Origin of the sequence: Mesorhizobium sp. M0802 (assembly GCF_040320115.1) — a bacterium.
GTDB lineage: Bacteria > Pseudomonadota > Alphaproteobacteria > Rhizobiales > Rhizobiaceae > Mesorhizobium.
Genome location: NZ_JAMYOY010000021.1, coordinates 25,296 through 40,745, shown reverse-complemented (window position 1 = coordinate 40,745; position 15,450 = coordinate 25,296). Strand labels below are relative to the sequence as shown.

At 64.2% G+C, this 15,450-nt stretch carries 16 protein-coding genes and 1 tRNA gene; 6 read left to right on the top strand and 11 right to left on the bottom strand.

Annotation, left to right across the window (positions count from 1 at the left end):
- Positions 1-41: 41 nt before the first annotated feature.
- The gene (locus NKI10_RS25195; RefSeq protein ID WP_352745211.1) at positions 42-749 is read left to right on the top strand and encodes an SDR family NAD(P)-dependent oxidoreductase; all 708 of its coding nucleotides are present in this window, start codon (positions 42-44) and stop codon (positions 747-749) included.
- Between the two features lie 146 nt (positions 750-895).
- On the opposite strand, the gene NKI10_RS25190 is transcribed toward NKI10_RS25195, so the two are convergent.
- The 4 genes from NKI10_RS25190 to aroA all read right to left on the bottom strand — a co-directional run bounded on the left by NKI10_RS25190 (position 896) and on the right by aroA (position 6,104).
- Entirely contained in the window at positions 896-1,711 is an 816-nt protein-coding gene (locus tag NKI10_RS25190) for an MOSC domain-containing protein (protein ID WP_023826652.1), read from the bottom strand.
- Positions 1,712-1,958: 247 nt separating this feature from the next.
- Positions 1,959-3,656: a 30S ribosomal protein S1 gene (gene rpsA / locus NKI10_RS25185; protein ID WP_023671316.1), complete on the bottom strand. Its 1,698-nt coding sequence runs from the start codon at positions 3,654-3,656 to the stop codon at positions 1,959-1,961.
- A gap of 204 nt (positions 3,657-3,860) precedes the next feature.
- Positions 3,861-4,505 (bottom strand): (d)CMP kinase, encoded by a 645-nt coding sequence (gene cmk, locus NKI10_RS25180; protein ID WP_023745834.1) that lies wholly within the window; start codon positions 4,503-4,505, stop codon positions 3,861-3,863.
- 240 nt (positions 4,506-4,745) lie between these two features.
- Positions 4,746-6,104 (bottom strand): 3-phosphoshikimate 1-carboxyvinyltransferase, encoded by a 1,359-nt coding sequence (gene aroA / locus NKI10_RS25175; RefSeq protein WP_023671314.1) that lies wholly within the window; start codon positions 6,102-6,104, stop codon positions 4,746-4,748.
- Positions 6,105-6,310: 206 nt separating this feature from the next.
- On the opposite strand from aroA, the gene NKI10_RS25170 reads away from it, so the two are divergent.
- From NKI10_RS25170 to NKI10_RS25160, 3 genes are all read left to right on the top strand, one after another.
- Complete coding sequence (locus tag NKI10_RS25170) at positions 6,311-6,703, top strand: TIGR02300 family protein (protein WP_352862209.1); 393 nt, start codon at positions 6,311-6,313, stop codon at positions 6,701-6,703.
- Positions 6,704-6,876: 173 nt separating this feature from the next.
- A tRNA-Ala gene (locus NKI10_RS25165) sits at positions 6,877-6,952 on the top strand.
- A 147-nt stretch (positions 6,953-7,099) separates the two neighbouring features.
- Positions 7,100-7,435 carry a hypothetical protein gene (locus tag NKI10_RS25160; RefSeq protein ID WP_245259937.1) on the top strand — a complete coding sequence of 112 codons (336 nt, stop codon included), beginning with the start codon at positions 7,100-7,102 and terminating at the stop codon, positions 7,433-7,435.
- A gap of 49 nt (positions 7,436-7,484) precedes the next feature.
- On the opposite strand, the gene NKI10_RS25155 is transcribed toward NKI10_RS25160, so the two are convergent.
- Genes NKI10_RS25155 through msuE form a run of 5 tightly spaced genes read right to left on the bottom strand, consistent with a single transcriptional unit; the run spans position 7,485 to position 12,178 of the window.
- A complete protein-coding gene (locus tag NKI10_RS25155) occupies positions 7,485-8,249 on the bottom strand; it encodes an ABC transporter ATP-binding protein (RefSeq protein ID WP_023683542.1) in 765 nt (254 codons plus the stop codon).
- A 24-nt stretch (positions 8,250-8,273) separates the two neighbouring features.
- Positions 8,274-9,272 carry an ABC transporter substrate-binding protein gene (locus NKI10_RS25150; protein ID WP_023671310.1) on the bottom strand — a complete coding sequence of 333 codons (999 nt, stop codon included), beginning with the start codon at positions 9,270-9,272 and terminating at the stop codon, positions 8,274-8,276.
- Between the two features lie 40 nt (positions 9,273-9,312).
- Positions 9,313-10,161 carry an ABC transporter permease gene (locus NKI10_RS25145; protein ID WP_023683543.1) on the bottom strand — a complete coding sequence of 283 codons (849 nt, stop codon included), beginning with the start codon at positions 10,159-10,161 and terminating at the stop codon, positions 9,313-9,315.
- A gap of 24 nt (positions 10,162-10,185) precedes the next feature.
- Complete coding sequence (locus NKI10_RS25140) at positions 10,186-11,562, bottom strand: LLM class flavin-dependent oxidoreductase (protein WP_023683544.1); 1,377 nt, start codon at positions 11,560-11,562, stop codon at positions 10,186-10,188.
- Positions 11,563-11,620: 58 nt separating this feature from the next.
- Positions 11,621-12,178: an FMN reductase gene (msuE, locus tag NKI10_RS25135; protein ID WP_023683545.1), complete on the bottom strand. Its 558-nt coding sequence runs from the start codon at positions 12,176-12,178 to the stop codon at positions 11,621-11,623.
- A gap of 60 nt (positions 12,179-12,238) precedes the next feature.
- Here msuE and NKI10_RS25130 point away from each other — a divergent pair, with 60 nt between their 5' ends.
- Both NKI10_RS25130 and NKI10_RS25125 read left to right on the top strand, forming a co-directional pair.
- A complete protein-coding gene (locus tag NKI10_RS25130) occupies positions 12,239-12,436 on the top strand; it encodes a hypothetical protein (RefSeq protein ID WP_155923261.1) in 198 nt (65 codons plus the stop codon).
- 82 nt (positions 12,437-12,518) lie between these two features.
- Positions 12,519-13,538, top strand: coding sequence for an LLM class flavin-dependent oxidoreductase (locus tag NKI10_RS25125; protein ID WP_023745836.1), 1,020 nt, complete (start codon positions 12,519-12,521; stop codon positions 13,536-13,538).
- Positions 13,539-13,619: 81 nt separating this feature from the next.
- On the opposite strand, the gene NKI10_RS25120 is transcribed toward NKI10_RS25125, so the two are convergent.
- Both NKI10_RS25120 and NKI10_RS25115 read right to left on the bottom strand, forming a co-directional pair.
- The gene (locus NKI10_RS25120; protein ID WP_352510606.1) at positions 13,620-14,465 is read right to left on the bottom strand and encodes a fumarylacetoacetate hydrolase family protein; all 846 of its coding nucleotides are present in this window, start codon (positions 14,463-14,465) and stop codon (positions 13,620-13,622) included.
- A 146-nt stretch (positions 14,466-14,611) separates the two neighbouring features.
- Positions 14,612-15,343: an SDR family oxidoreductase gene (locus tag NKI10_RS25115; RefSeq protein WP_352760008.1), complete on the bottom strand. Its 732-nt coding sequence runs from the start codon at positions 15,341-15,343 to the stop codon at positions 14,612-14,614.
- Positions 15,344-15,450 lie beyond the last annotated feature (107 nt).

Here is a 15,450-nt window from a genome sequence, read left to right as displayed (position 1 = left end):
CGACAAGCGACATAATATAAGAAACGACAGGAGCGTCCAGGATGACGGAAACAGTTCAGGGCAAGCATATCGTGGTGACCGGTGGCACCGGGGCGCTGGGTGCCGCGGTCGTCGGCAAATTGCTGGCGGACGGCGCGATCTGCCATGTGCCCAATGCCCACGCGTCGGCCCCCTCGCATTTCCCCTTCGCGGCCCATGATCGCGTCCGGCTGGCGCATAATGTCGATCTCGCCGATCCTGCCAAGGTCGATGCCTTCTATGACAGCGTTCCCGAATTGTGGGCCTCCATCCATCTGGCCGGCGGCTTTGCCATGGCCCCCGTCGAGAAAATCGAATCCGCATCCTTTGCCGAAATGATGGACACCAACGCCCGCACCGCCTTTCTGTGCTGCCGCGCGGCAGTGCGCTCCATGCTTGGCTCGGCCACTGCAGGCCGCATCGTCAATGTCACGGCACGCGCCGGGCTCGACCCGCGCCGGGGTGCCGGCATGGTCGCCTATAGCGCCAGCAAAGCGGCGGTGGCAGCGATGACCGTGGCGATGGCCGAAGAGCTGAAAGGCAAGGGTATCCTGGTCAATGCGGTTGCGCCTTCGACGCTCGATACGCCGGCCAACCGCGCCGATATGCCGGACGCCGATTTCGGCAAATGGGTCAGCCTCGAAGCCGCCGCCGAGGCAATCGCCTATCTGGCATCACCCGCCAATCTGGCAATGAGCGGCACGCTGGTGCCGCTCTACGGCCGCGCCTGAAGTTCCGCCGCGCAGAGCGGCTCATTTGGTTTGGCTTCCGATGGCGGCCTTTGCCGACCTCGCCTGATCTACAGCGGAGGTTGGCCATTCAATCATGGCGACCGCCGACGCCTCCACGGCATTAGACTAGAAGGCCTGCGACTACGTCAGGTTCGAGACCCCACTTCCACGACCTCGACTGCGTCGCCGATGGCGATCGTGCCGGCGTTGTTGGGAATGGCATTCTGGCCGAAAATGATGCCGCCCTTGGCGGAGCGGTGGAGTTTGCCAAGCGTCTGCAACGGCTCGCGCGGGTCCGGCTGCTCGCCGCTCAACGGATCTCGGGTGGTGATGACGCAGCGCGAGCAGGGCTTTGCGATGCGCAACTCGACAGCGCCGATGCCGATCGTCTTCCAGCTGTCTTCGAGCCATGCGCCGTCTGCGTCGACGACGATGTTTGGCCGGAACCGCGCCATCTCGATTGGCCTGGCAAGATGGCTGTTCAGATGGTTCAGCGAGCCTGTCGTGGCGATCAGCAGCGGAAAACCGTCGGCAAAGCCGACGAAATCGCCGGGCTGGCCGAATTTCGCATCGACCGGCCGGTTTTGCGGATCGTCGAAATAGACGAGATCGACAGGCCGGCCAAGAATAGCCGAGAGATAGGCGCCGGCGGCCGGATCGCCCGGCCGCGCGGCAACCATATCCTTCCAGATCTTGACTTGCCGGAGCGCGGTGCCGGGAGCCGGTGCCTCGACGAAGTGCGAGCCATGCCTGTCATGTTTCAACAGGATGCCCGTTCCGCGATGCTCGACGTCGATCGTCGTCATATCAGGTATCTGGCGAATGGTGAGGAACTGCCCATCCTTGTCGACGACCATCCAGCGGCGGTCGCCTTCCATGCCCATTGTCTCGATGTCGGCGCTCGGCACGGCATGGCCGCGCAGGCTCTTGACCGGATAGCGATAGAGTTCGACGACCTTCATCGCGCATGCTTCTCCGTTGCCCGAAGGGCCGGACTTCCGTGTTTACGTCTGCAACGACGGCCGAGCCTACAACCGCGCGTGTGGAATTGAAGGGGTTGCACAGTCTTAGTCTAGTGCCAATCGCGCAGCCGAGCATGAAAAACCCGCGAGCCTTGCGGCCCGCGGGTTTTCTTGTTCAGGCTGCGCGCGAGGCGCAGCCGAGGCTTACGCTTGCGCGAAGCGGCTTACGCGCTGCGCGCAAAGCGGCTTAGCTGCCCTGCTTCTTCAGCGCGGCGCCAAGGATGTCGCCCAGCGAAGCGCCGGAGTCGGTAGAGCCGTACTGTGCGACGGCTTCCTTCTCTTCGGCGATTTCCAGCGCCTTGATCGAGACCTGCAGCTTGCGGGTCTTCTTGTCGAAGGCGATGACGCGGGCGTCCAGCTTCTGGCCGACCGAGAAGCGCTCGGGGCGCTGCTCGTCACGGTCACGGCTGAGGTCGTTGCGCTTGATGAAGGTCTCTATGCCGCTGTCGACCAGCCGCACTTCCAGGCCGCCATCCTTGATGCCGGTGACTTCGCAGGTGACGACCGCGTTCTTGCGCAGTTCGCCTGAAGTCGCCGCTTCGCCGACCGTATCCTTGGCCAGCTGCTTGATGCCGAGCGAGATGCGCTCCTTGTCGATGTCGACGTCGAGCACCTGCGCCTTGACCATGTCGCCGCGATTGTACTCTTCGATGACCTGCTCACCCGGACGGGTCCAGTCGAGGTCCGAGAGGTGCACCATGCCGTCCACGTCGCCTTCAAGGCCGATGAACAGGCCGAACTCGGTCTTGTTCTTGACCTCGCCCTCGACCTGGCTGCCGACCGGATGGCTCGCGGCAAAAGCCTGCCACGGATTCTCGAGCGTCTGCTTGAGGCCGAGCGAGATGCGGCGCTTGGCCGGATCGACCTCGAGCACGACCACGTCGACTTCCTGCGTCGTCGACAGGATCTTGCCGGGGTGCACGTTCTTCTTGGTCCACGACATTTCCGAAACGTGGATGAGGCCTTCGATGCCCGGCTCCAGCTCGACGAACGCGCCGTAGTCGGTGATGTTGGTGACGGTACCCTTGATCTTCTTGCCGATCGGGAACTTGGTGCCGATCTCGGACCACGGATCGCTCTCGAGCTGCTTCATGCCGAGCGAGATGCGGTGGGTTTCCTGGTTGATGCGGATGATCTGCACCTTGACCGTCTGACCGATGTTGAGGATCTCGGTCGGGTGGTTGACGCGGCGCCATGCCATGTCGGTGACATGCAGCAGGCCATCGATGCCGCCGAGGTCGACGAACGCACCGTAATCGGTGATGTTCTTGACGACGCCTTCGACAACCTGGCCTTCTTCGAGGTTCTGCACGATTTCCGAACGCTGTTCGGCGCGGCTTTCCTCGAGCACGGTGCGGCGCGACACAACGATGTTGCCGCGGCGGCGATCCATCTTGAGGATCTCGAAGGGCTGCGGGTTGTGCATCAGCGGGGAGACATCGCGGATCGGGCGGATATCGACCTGGCTGCGCGGCAGAAAGGCCACGGCGCCGTCGAGGTCGACAGTGAAGCCGCCCTTGACCTGGTTGAAGATGACGCCTTCGACGCGCTCACCCTTGGTGAACTTCTCTTCGAGCTTGACCCAGCTCTCTTCGCGGCGGGCCTTGTCGCGCGACAGGACGGCTTCGCCCAGCGCGTTTTCGATGCGCTCAACCATAACCTCGACCGTGTCGCCGACCTTGAGCGTCGAGTCCTTGCCCTTGACGCCGAATTCCTTCAGCGGCACGCGGCCTTCGACCTTGAGGCCGACATCGATGATGGCCATGTCTTTTTCGATCGCCAGGATCGTGCCCTTGACGACCTGACCTTCGCCGGAGTGACCGGTGGTAAATGATTCTTCGAGCAGGCTCGCGAAATCGTCGCGAGTGGGATTTGCAGCTGACATATTTTCTCCTGGAGTGCCCCGCATCTGAAGCGGAACGGGCGCCGTGGGTTAGCGTTGCGTTGGCCTGCCGGCGTTCCGGGCTACAAAAGCCCTGGGCCGCCTAAGCGGCAATTCCGGCGCATGAAGAATGCTGGCAGGCTGGTTCGTGCCCGATATGGGTATTTTCTTCGCTTCCGGCAATCGGTGGAGCGGGAAAACCCTGGATCAGGCTTTGTCTCTCTTAGCCAGGGCGTCGTCGATGATCGCTTTGGCCGCTAGAAACGCGGCCTCTATAGCCATTTCGGAGGTATCAAGCAAGTGCGCGTCCGCCGCTGGCTTCAGCGGCGAGTCGGCGCGGCCCATGTCGCGCTCGTCGCGCCGCACGATATCGGCAAGGATTTCGGCGTAATCGGCAGTGCCGCCAATGCTCTCGATCTCCGCCAGCCGGCGCTGCGCGCGCACCTGCGCGCTCGCCGTCACATAGAGTTTTATGTCGGCATCGGGGCACACGACGGTGCCGATATCGCGCCCGTCGAGCACCGCGCCTGGCGGTGTCCTGGCGAAATCGCGCTGCTTTTCGACCAGGATGCGCCGGACGGTAGGGTAAATCGCGACCTTCGAGGCCGCCTCGCCAACCGCATGCGCCGACAGCACCGCACGGTCGAGCTTTGCCAGATCGACCTGGCGTGCGGCGGTTTCGGCTGCTGAGACATTGTCGAGTGGCAGCGCGTGCCGGATCAACGCATAGGCGACGGCGCGGTAGGTGAGGCCGGTGTCGAGCAGGTTGAGGCGGTAGTGGTCGGCCAGCCGTCGGGCCAGCGTGCCTTTGCCGGCGCCGGCGGGACCGTCGATGGCGATGGTGAAGGTCATTGGCGGGCCAACACGAAAGACAGACGCCGCGATCCTTCGCGCCCCCCTCTGTCCTGCCGGACATCTCCCCCTCCAGAGGGGAGATCAGAAGCTTCTGCGCCCCACTCTTTCCTGCAATTTCGAAAACTGGCGAAAGCCGCTGTGACGGCCGATCTCCCCCCTTGAGGGGGAGATGTCCGGCAGGACAGAGGGGGGCGCTGTCCCGCCGACATCTCTGCTTGCTTTGCGCTTGGCATCAACCTACCCGATCTCCGCACCGAGCCCCGTCATCAGACCCATGAACTCCGGGAAACTCGTCGCGATCATGGCGGCGTCGTCGATGGTCACCGGCTTTTCCGTTGCCAGCCCCATTACCAGGAAGCTCATGGCGATACGATGGTCGAGATGCGTCTGCACCGTCGTGTCCTGGCCATTGGGATGGCCGCCCAGCCCCTTGCCGCCGGGCTTTCCGCGCACCGCGAGCGAAGCTTCGCCTTCGGCGCAGTCGACGCCGTTGAGCTTCAGCCCATTGGCAACCGCTGCCAGTCGGTCGGATTCCTTCACCCGCAGCTCTTCCAGCCCCTGCATCAACGTCTCGCCCTCGGCGAAGCTCGCGGCAACCGCCAGCACCGGATATTCGTCGATCATAGACGGCGCCCGCTCGGGCGGCACGGTGACGCCCTTGAGCTCGGAGTAGCGCACGCGCAGATCGGCAACATCCTCGCCGCCGGCATTGCGCGGGTTCAAGATGTCGATCTGGCCGCCCATTTCCTGCAACGTTAGAAGCAGGCCGGTGCGGGTGGGGTTCATCAGCACGTTCTCGATGACGATGTCCGAACCCGGCACGATCAGTGCCGCGACCAGCGGGAAGCCGGCCGAGGAGGGGTCGCCGGGCACGGCGATGGTCTGCCCCGTCAATTTGCCCTGGCCCTCGATGAAGATGTGGCGCACGCCGCGCTCGTCGGTCTCGACCGAGAGATTGGCGCCAAATCCCCTAAGCATCTTTTCGGTATGATCGCGCGTCATCACCGGTTCGATCACGGTGGTGATGCCGGGCGTGTTGAGGCCTGCCAGCAGCACGGCCGACTTCACCTGCGCCGAGGCCATCGGCACGCGGTAGGTAATGGGTGCGGCGTGTTTCGGCCCATGCAGCGTGATCGGCATGCGGTCGCCCGGCGTCGCCTTCAGCACCTGCACGCCCATCTGGCGCAAGGGTTCGAGCACGCGGCCCATCGGCCGTCCCGACAGCGATGCGTCGCCGATGAAGGTCGTTTCCATGTCGTAAGTGCCGACGAGGCCCATTGTGAGGCGGGAGCCGGTACCGGCATTGCCGAAATCGAGCGGGCCTTCCGGCTGCAGCAGCGCGCCATTGCCGGTGCCGCGGATCACCCACTCGGCGCCGCGCTTCTCGATATGCGCGCCCATCGCCTTCATGGCGGCCGCCGTGCGCATCACATCCTCGCCTTCGAGCAGGCCGGTGACGCGGGTTTCGCCGGAGGCAAGGCCGCCGAACATCATGGAACGGTGCGAAATCGACTTGTCGCCCGGCACGCGAGCGGTGCCGGAAAGGGCGGATGATTTGCGGGCGGTGGCCGGCTTGGCAGCGGCGGCGTGAGACATGGAATTTCCCTGGACGGAATGCCGGCGCACCGGCGCTTTTCATTTGTTGCGGCGGTCTCGTATCACGGCGGGCACGAATGGTCATCCCCATGGTCGTCGCTTGGCGCGAGGCCTTTCAGTGCTTGGTTTTGTGACGCCGGCTTTTCGCTTTGACAGCGCGGTAAACTGTGGTTAAGGGGACCACTCTTTTACTGACGAGGCTTGACGTGGCAAAAAACGAACTTGGCACAAAGCGTGTCGACCCTGAAACGGGCCGAAAATTCTACGACCTGAACAAGGACCCTGTCGTCTCGCCCTATACGGGCAAGACGTATCCGCGTTCCTATTTCGAGGACGGCAAGATCGCCGTCCTCGAAGAGGAAGAGGAAGTGGCCGAGAAGGAAGTGGACGCCGAGGAAGAAGAAGGCGTTGAAGTCGTCTCGCTTGAAGAGGCCGACGAAGACGTCAAGGCCGGCGACGAGCTTCCCGACCTGGGCGACGACGAGGACGATGTCGATCTAGGCGACGATGAGGACGATACTTTCCTTGCCGACGAAGAGGAAGAAGACGACGATGTCGCCGACATGATCGGCGTCGGCGACGACGACGACGAAGTCTAAGAACGCTTCGAACGCATGCATTTAGCGGCGTTCACGGGCTATGACGAAAAAGCGGCCCTCGAAGGCTTGATCTTCAGGGAAGGCGGGGTTAGAAGCCGCCTGCACTAAACGGCGCGGTCCTGAAACCCGCGCCGGACCTCTCGCCGGCAACGGCGACGGCTGACTGCCGGAGTGGGGCCATAGCTCAGTTGGGAGAGCGCTTGAATGGCATTCAAGAGGTCGTCGGTTCGATCCCGATTGGCTCCACCAAACAGTCTCTTTCCGACGCTCGGTTTCGCGGCATTCATGCTTGTCGCCTGCCAGTCGGCGCCTGAACCATCATCGCCGCCCGCACCTCAGCCCATGGAGCCTGCCGCGATCTCTGCTCCTGATGGTGCGGCGGTCCTCGATCCATCCGTGCGGGTTATGCCGCCCGGCGAAGGCGTCCCGGCCAAATATGTCGCGTTTTCCGGCATATGGGGCGGACAGCTGGACGGGATGTATGACGGCAAGCTCGCCGTGCTGACGATTACGCGCGGCGGCAATGTCACCGCCACCTATGCCTGGGGCGATGTCGCCGACAACAAACCGGGCGTGGCCGATGGCGAAGGCAAGATTTTCGGCAACACGTTGAAACTGCGGCGCCTTCCCAATGGCGCGGACGTCAGCGCGGTCATTCAGGCGGACGGAACGCTGGCCGTCACCTATGGGCTTGCCGACCGAACCTATACGGGCACGTTCACCAAGCAATAATCGCGAGAGCTAATCTTCCGGGGGAGCCACGGCTGGCCCCTTCCCTTGATCAGTGCAATCCGAATTCGCGCAGCAATTCTTCACGGTAGCGCACGAAGCGGCTCTCGCTGCGCTCGCGCGGGCGTGGCAGGTCGATGTCGATCAACCGCGCCGCGCCGCCTTTCTCCTTGGGCAGGATCAGCACCCGGTCAGCCAGATAGATCGCCTCCTCCAGATCGTGGGTGACCATCACCATGGTGACGTTCTCCTCGCTCCAGATGCGCGCCAGTTCCTCCTGCATGCCGATCTTGGTCATGGCGTCCAGGGCCCCCAGCGGCTCGTCGAGCAGGAGGATCTCGGGCTGCACGGTGAGCGCCCGGGCGATGCCGACGCGCTGCGCCATGCCGCCGGAAAGCTGGCTCGGAAAAGCATCGGCGAATTCGGCAAGGCCGACCAGGGCGACGTAGAAGCGGGCGCGTTCCTCGGCCTGCCTCTTGGGAACACCGCGCACTTCGAGGCCGAACGCGACATTGCCGAGCACGCTCAGCCACGGCAGCAGCCGCGGCTCCTGGAAGATCACGGCACGCTCGGCGCCGACGCCATGCACCGGCTGGCCGTCGATCGCGACACCGCCGCTGTCGGCCGCCTCCAGCCCGGCCAGAATACGCAGCAGCGTGGTCTTGCCGGAGCCGCTGGCGCCGACAATGACCAGGCATTCCCCCGAACGAATGTCGAGGTTGAGCGTCCGCAGCACGGCAAGCTGGCGCCCGCCGAGGCTGAAGGATTTGGACAGGTCGCGGATCGAGACCTCCCCGCCGCGGTTGGAACCGGTCATCTCATCTCTCAGCTATTTCAGAGCTCAGTTGATCTTGGTTTCGCCGGGCCGGTACAGAATGTCGGCGGCTTTCAGCTTGCCCTTGGCCAGACGGCCGTCGCGCTCCAGCACGGCGACCCAGAAGTCGATGTCGCGGTCGGTCGCCTGCGCACCTTCGCGCAGACCAAAGCCGGTCCAGTAGCGGGCGAGATCGCCGTTTTCACCGCGCTTGTCGAGGATAGTGGCCAGCACCTTGCGGGCTTCGTCCGGGTTCTGGCGCGACCAGTCCGAGGCGCGCGCCGACTGTTCGACGAAGTTGCGCGCCGCATCCGGGTTGGCGGCAATGAAGTCGCGCCTGAGTACGACGAAGCCGCCGGCGAGTTCGCCGAGCACCTGCGTGTCGTCGAACACGCCGCGCACGCCGCCATTGGCGACCAGCGCGCCGGCAAAGGTCGCCTGCCAGTAGCCGAGGCCGGCAATGTCGACCTGGCGCGAGCGCAGCGTCTGCTCAAGCTGCGGGCCGGGCACGACAATGAGGTTGGCGGCGGTCGGCGGCAGGCCGACGCTGTGCAGGGCCTCACGCACCGTATAGTCGAGATGAGCGCCGAGCGTGTTGACCGAGATGGTCTTGCCGGCAATGTCGGCGATCGATTTGATCGGGCTGTCTTCCAGCACGTAGAAGACGCTCTTCACATCCTTGTTGATACCGTTGCTCGGATACGCCGCGACGAAGTCGTTGCCGCCCGAGATCGAGTTGATCACCGCCGCGGTGGCGGCCGAGCCGATGTCGACGCTGCCGGAAGACAGCGCAAACAGCGATTCCGGTCCACCCGAGGAATAGCCGACATTCTCCAGCTCGACGCCGAGCCCTTTGAAGTAGCCGAGCTCGTCGGCCAGCTCATGCGGGGAGATGCTGCCACGGCTGGCGAGGTAGCGGAACTTGACGGCTGCGGCTTGCGCAAAGGCCAGGCGCGGCAGGCCGGCGGCGATGAGGCCGGCGGCAAGCGGCGCGCCGGCAAGCAGCGAACGGCGGGTGATTTTCATGATCGGGTCCTTGTGAGGTAAACGGTGAGGGGCGGACTGCTCAGTTGACAGGATTGCTCCAGCGACAGAGCCGCCGCTGCAGGGTGACCAATGCCTGGTTGGCGATCAGGCCAAGCCCGGCGAGGATGACGATTGCCGCAAACATCAGCGGGATCTGGAAATTGTACTGCGCGTTCATCACCTGGAAGCCGATGCCCTTGTTGGCACCGATCATCTCGGACGCGATCAGCAGCAGCAGCGCCGTGGTGGCGCTCAGCCGCAAGCCGACGAAGATCGACGGCACGGCGCCCGGCAGTACGACGCGGCGAAACACGGTGAGCCGGCTCGCACCATAGACGCGCGCCATTTCAAGCAGCTTGGGATCGACTTCCTTGACGCCGCTGGTGGTGTTGAGCAGCAGCGGAAACAGCGTCGCCCAGAAGATGACGAAGATCTTCGAGGTCTCGCCAAGTCCCAAGAGCAGGATGAACACCGGATAGAGCGCCAGTGCAGAGGTCTGCCGGAACACCTGCAGGATCGGATCGAGCGCGGTTTCGACCGGGCGCACCTGGCCCATGAACAGGCCAAGCGGAATGGCGACGGCGACGGCTGCGGCAAAGGCGATGCCGGCGCGCTGCAGGCTGATGGCGATGTCGCCGAGCAGGCTGCCGCCGGCAAGCCCCTTCCAGAGCGCTTCGACGATCATGTCGATCGGCGGCAGCACCGCCGCGTTGACCCATCCGACGCTGCTCGCCACCTGCCAGAGCGCCAGGAAGCCGGCAAGCACGCCGTAGCGCTTCAGGAAGCGAACAGCAGCCCGGCCGCCGAGGCGCAGAAAGTCGGTGCCGAGCCCGGTTTCGCCACCACTGCGGCGAACCGTGATTTGCCGATCGATGTGCTGCAACGTCATTGCTTCACCCCTTCGATGCCAAGGTCATTCGGCGGCAAGGACGGTCGAGCGGGCGACGGTCCATGGATTTTCCGGGCGCCTGAGGCCGAGATTCTCGCGCAGCGTGCGGCCTTCGTAAGCCGTGCGGAACAGGCCGCGCCGCTGCAGCTCGGGAATGACCAGGTCGACGAAATCGTCGAGCGCGCCGGGCAGCCAGGGCGGCAGGATGTTGAAGCCGTCGGCCGCCTCGCTGGTGAACCATTCCTCCAGCTGATCGGCGACCTGCGTGACGCTGCCGACGATGGTGTAGTGGCCGCGCGCCGTCGCTACCCATTGGTAAAGCTGGCGGATGCTGAAATTGTGCTCGTCGGCAATCTGCCGGATCAGCGCCTGGCGGCTTTTCATGCCTTCGGTTTCCTTGCTCGGCGGCAACGGGCCGTCGAGCGGATAGCCCCTGATGTCGAGCGTCTGGCCGGCCAGCCCGTTGAGGAGCGCAACACCGTCCTCGGGCAGGATAAGGTCGTTAAGCTGTTGGTATTTGGCGCGGGCCTCGTCCTCGGTGCGGCCGACAAAGGGCGCGACGCCCGGCATGATCAGCACCTGGTCGGGATCGCGGCCGACTTCAGCCACGCGCGCCTTGATGTCGCGGTAGAATTCCTGCGCCGTCTCGAGCTTCTGATGGGCGGTGAAGATGACCTCGGCCGAGTGCGCGGCAAGCCCGCGTCCGTCTTCCGACTGCCCGGCTTGTACGACAACCGGATGCCCCTGCACCGGGCGCGGCACGTTGAGCGGACCCTTGACGCTGAAATGCTCGCCCTTGTGGTCGATGTCGTGCAATCTGTCCTTGTCGTAGAAACGGCCCGACTGCTTGTCGCGGATGAAGGCGTCATCCTCCCAGCTGTCCCACAGCGCCTTGACCGTCTCGACATGCTCATGCGCCCTGGCATAGCGCTCGGCATGGCTGGGCTGGACGTCGCGGTTGAAATTGCGTGCCGTTTCGTCGCCGGCCGAGGTCACCACGTTCCAGCCGGCGCGGCCGTTCGACAACAGGTCGAGCGAAGCGAATTTGCGCGCCAGCGTGTAAGGCTCCTCATAAGTGGTGGACGCCGTTGCGATGAAGCCGAGATGCGTCGTCAGCGGCGCCAGCGCCGCAAACAGCGTCACCGGCTCGAAACCGGCGATCTTGGCATTGCCGCCCTCGCGGGCGCCGAGGCCGACGGTCAGGTTGTCGGCCAGGAAATAGGCGTCGAACAGGCCGCGCTCGGCGGTCAGCGCCAGTTGCTTGTGGAACTCGAAATTGGTGGCCCCGTCGGCCGGCGCATCGGGATGACGCCAGGCGGCGATATGCTGCCCGCCGCCGGGCAGGAAAGCGCCGAGCTTGATCTGCCGCGGCCTGCTATCGGACTTGCTGGCTCGAGTCATTTGCAGGCGTCCTTCTGGTCTATGCGGGATGGAATGTTGCGTCGCGGATCGTTGGTTTTCAGGCGGCAAGGACGACGCTGTAGGGCACGCCGGCCACCCGGCATGCCTCGGCGACCGCCTGCCGGGCTCGCGCCTTGACTGCCTCTGACACCAGCACGCCATCTGCAAAGTCCTTGTCCGAGGCGTAGATCGCGGTCGGCAGGGTCTGCGCCTCGAAGAAGCCGAACAACGGCCGCAACTGGTGTTCGACGACTAGCGAATGACGCTCGCCGCCGCCTGTTGCCGCCAGGATGATCGGCTTGCCGCGCAGCGACGACGGGTCGAGCAGGTCGAAGAAGTGCTTGAACAGCCCGGTGTAGCTGCCCTTGAAGGTCGGGGAGCCGACCACCAGCACGTCGGCGCCGAGCAGCTGCTCGATAATACCGCGCGCCGCCGGATCGAGATCGCCAAGCTGTCTTGCAGGCGCAAAGGACGGGCCGAGATCCTCGATGTCGAAAACGCTCAAAGCCGAGCCGGCCCGGCTCGCCACCTCACCGGCGATGTGGCTGACGAATGCCTTCGTCTTGGACGGACGGGTCAGGTTGCCGGACAACCCCACCACCAGCTTTTTTGACATCCGAGGCTCCTTCTCGCAGACGCACTATCCGCATTAAGCCTACCGATTTTGTAGAATTAAATGAGCGAGAAGATTTCAAAACCGGGCTCTGAAGCGAATGGAGTTTGCGGTACATCGCCTTTGGTTGGTTCATTTGGCCCCAAAAGCGCCGCGGCAGATGCTGACGCGGTCGCGCAAGGCATCGCCGGGGACCATGGCCTTGGTCCTTTGCGCACCGATGGGTATCGTTGCGAAACCGTCAAGGGCCGGCGGCATTGACACTGCGTTGTGTGAGTGTCGATTGAACCCGATCGCGTGGGCGACGAAGTAGGCAACTGGAATCAAAGAACAGGATGCGCGCATGAAAAAGATCGGCTTTCTTTCCTTCGGCCATTGGTCGCCCTCGTCGCAATCGCAGACGCGCTCGGCGTCCGACGCGCTGCTGCAGTCGATCGACCTGGCCGTCGCCGCCGAGGAGCTGGGCGCGGACGGCGCCTATTTCCGCGTCCATCATTTTGCCCGCCAGCTCGCTTCGCCGTTTCCGCTTCTGGCCGCGGTCGGCGCCCGCACCAGCCGCATCGAGATCGGCACCGCCGTCATCGACATGCGCTATGAGAATCCGCTGTATATGGCCGAGGATGCGGGTGCTGCCGACCTGATCGCCGGTGGCCGGCTGCAGCTTGGCATCAGCCGCGGTTCGCCGGAGCAGGTGATCGACGGCTGGCGCTACTTCGGCTACGTGCCGCAGGACGGCAAAAGCGATGCCGACATGGCGCGCAACCATGCCGAGGTGTTTCTGGACGTGCTGCGCGGCGAAGGTTTCGCGCAACCCAATCCGCGGCCGATGTTCCCCAATCCTCCGGGAATGCTGCGGCTCGAGCCGTTCTCGGCCGGCCTGCGCGACCGGATCTGGTGGGGCGCCGCTACCAACGCGACCGCCGAATGGGCGGGCAAGCTCGGCATGAACCTGCAAAGTTCGACGCTGAAGTTCGATGAGGGCGGCCAGCCGCTCCACATCCAGCAGGCCGAACAGATCCGCGCCTATCGCGCGGCGTGGAAGGCGGCCGACCACACACGCGAGCCGCGCGTGTCGGTCAGCCGCAGCATCTTTGCGCTGGTGAACGACCGCGACCGCGCCTATTTCGGCGGCGGCAGCAGCGAAGATCATTTCGGCTATATCGAGCCTGAGAAGCTTGCCGTCTTCGGCCGCTCCTATGCCGCGGAGCCCGATGTGCTGATCGATCAGCTGAAAGAGGACGAAGCGATCGCCGAGGCCGACACGCTGCTTCTGACCGTCCCCAACCAGCTTGGCGTCGAGTACAACGCCCACGTCATCGAGGCGATCCTGAAGCACGTCGCGCCGGCTCTGGGCTGGCGCTGACAAGAGGCGCCAGCCGCCCGGCAAACAAAGAGATAGACCGTTTCGCCGGCAAACGGTGAAACGCTCTAAGGGAAGAGGCGGCTAGGCATCCGCCTTGAAGGTCTGCTTCTGCTGGCCTAGCCCCTCGATGCCCAGTTCCACCACATCGCCGGGCTTCAGGAACACGGGCGGCTTCATGCCCAGCCCAACGCCGGGCGGGGTGCCGGTGGAGATGATGTCGCCAGGATGCAGCGACATGAACTGGCTGAGATAGGAAACGAGATAGGCGACGCCGTAGACCATGGTCCTGGTCGAGCCGTTCTGCATCGTCTTGCCGTTGACCGTCAGCCACATTTTGAGGTTCTGCGGATCGGCAACCTCGTCCTTGGTGACAAGCCACGGCCCGGTCGGACCAAACGTGTCGCAGCTCTTGCCCTTGGTCCACTGGCCCTGGCGCTCGGCCTGGAAGGCGCGCTCGGACACGTCATGGGCAACGGCATAGCCGGCGACATAATCCAGCGCATCGGCCTCGCTGACATATTTGGCTTTTCTGCCGATGACCACGGCGAGTTCAACCTCCCAGTCGGTCTTTTCCGAGCCGCGCGGGATCAGCACATCATCGTCGGGGCCGACAATGGCCGAGCTTGCCTTCATGAAGATGATCGGCTCCGGCGGCACGGTGGCGCCGGTTTCGGCGGCATGGTCGGAATAATTCAGGCCGATGCAGATGAACTTGCCCGTGCCGGCGACGCAGGCGCCGAGGCGCGGCTTGCCGGAAACCGCCGGCAGCGAGTTCGGATCGAGCTTCGACAATGTCTCGAGCGACGCCGGATCGAGCGCCTTGCCAGCAATGTCGGCGACATGACCCGAAAGATCGCGGATCGTTCCATCCGCATCGAGCAGGCCGGGGCGTTCGCTCCCTATCTCGCCATAGCGCAGCAGTTTCATCTTGCTCTCCAAATTGCGGCCCAAGGCCGTTTTCAAAACTCGTTCCGCCAAGCGATGACTGGGCGGACTCTGGCTATCGGACCCGACCTAGGGCAAGCCGGACTTTAGAACTGTTCGAGCCTGGACCTGCGGATCGAGGCTATTGCTCAGATCGACCAGCCGCCGTCGATATTATAGGCCTGGCCCGAGGTGTACGTGGCGCCGGCGAGGTAGACGGCAAGGTCGGCGATTTCCTCGGGCGTGCCGAGACGGCCCATCGGCTGGCGGGCAATGAAGGCCGCCCGGGCGGCGTCATAGTCGCCCTGCGCATGCATGCGGTCCTGCAGCGACGGGCTCTCGACGGTGCCGGGGCAGATGGCGTTGCAGCGAATGCCCTTGGCGACATAGTCGGCCGCGACCGCCTTGGTGAGACCGATCACGGCCGCCTTGGTGACGCCGTAGGCGAAGCGGTTGGGCACGCCCTTGCCGGCGCCGGCGACGGACGACATGTTGATGATCGAGCCGTCGCCGCGCTCCAGCATGCCGGGCAGCACGGCCCGAATGGTGCGGATCATGGCGCGGACATTGAGATTGAAGGCGAAGTCGAGATCGGCATCCTTCATCTCGAGGATCGAGCCGGAATGAACGAAGCCGGCGCAGTTGAACAGCACGTCGACGCGGCCGATTTCGGCGAAGCCCGACGTGACGGCATCATCGTTGAGGACGTCGAGCCTGCGGGTCTTGATGCCGGAGGTCTTGGCGAGTTCGGCCAGCAGCGCCTCGTTGATGTCGGTGGCGTGCACGACGGCACCTGCCTTGGCGAAGGCCAGAGCGCTCGCTCTGCCGATGCCTTGCGCCGCCGCCGTGACGACAACGACCTTGCCTGCCAGATCCGCCATGCGTTTCTCCTCGCCCTCTTTGGCCACTTCCCGGCCCGATTTAATGCGGGCTGACCAGGGCGTCCTGTGCCAGACAGGCGCGACTATGCGGCCTGCACAATCCATCA

Excerpts from the sequence above, each read along its gene's own strand:
- NKI10_RS25195 (WP_352745211.1), top strand. The coding sequence starts at position 42 with ATGACGGAAACAGTTCAGGGCAAGCATATCGTGGTGACCGGTGGCACC.
- NKI10_RS25190 (WP_023826652.1), bottom strand. The coding sequence starts at position 1,711 with ATGAAGGTCGTCGAACTCTATCGCTATCCGGTCAAGAGCCTGCGCGGC.
- rpsA (WP_023671316.1), bottom strand. The coding sequence starts at position 3,656 with ATGTCAGCTGCAAATCCCACTCGCGACGATTTCGCGAGCCTGCTCGAA.
- cmk (WP_023745834.1), bottom strand. The coding sequence starts at position 4,505 with ATGACCTTCACCATCGCCATCGACGGTCCCGCCGGCGCCGGCAAAGGC.
- aroA (WP_023671314.1), bottom strand. The coding sequence starts at position 6,104 with ATGTCTCACGCCGCCGCTGCCAAGCCGGCCACCGCCCGCAAATCATCC.
- NKI10_RS25155 (WP_023683542.1), bottom strand. The coding sequence starts at position 8,249 with ATGACCGGTTCCAACCGCGGCGGGGAGGTCTCGATCCGCGACCTGTCC.
- NKI10_RS25150 (WP_023671310.1), bottom strand. The coding sequence starts at position 9,272 with ATGAAAATCACCCGCCGTTCGCTGCTTGCCGGCGCGCCGCTTGCCGCC.
- NKI10_RS25145 (WP_023683543.1), bottom strand. The coding sequence starts at position 10,161 with ATGACGTTGCAGCACATCGATCGGCAAATCACGGTTCGCCGCAGTGGT.
- NKI10_RS25140 (WP_023683544.1), bottom strand. The coding sequence starts at position 11,562 with ATGACTCGAGCCAGCAAGTCCGATAGCAGGCCGCGGCAGATCAAGCTC.
- msuE (WP_023683545.1), bottom strand. The coding sequence starts at position 12,178 with ATGTCAAAAAAGCTGGTGGTGGGGTTGTCCGGCAACCTGACCCGTCCG.
- NKI10_RS25130 (WP_155923261.1), top strand. The coding sequence starts at position 12,239 with ATGAGCGAGAAGATTTCAAAACCGGGCTCTGAAGCGAATGGAGTTTGC.
- NKI10_RS25125 (WP_023745836.1), top strand. The coding sequence starts at position 12,519 with ATGAAAAAGATCGGCTTTCTTTCCTTCGGCCATTGGTCGCCCTCGTCG.
- NKI10_RS25120 (WP_352510606.1), bottom strand. The coding sequence starts at position 14,465 with ATGAAACTGCTGCGCTATGGCGAGATAGGGAGCGAACGCCCCGGCCTG.
- NKI10_RS25115 (WP_352760008.1), bottom strand. The coding sequence starts at position 15,343 with ATGGCGGATCTGGCAGGCAAGGTCGTTGTCGTCACGGCGGCGGCGCAA.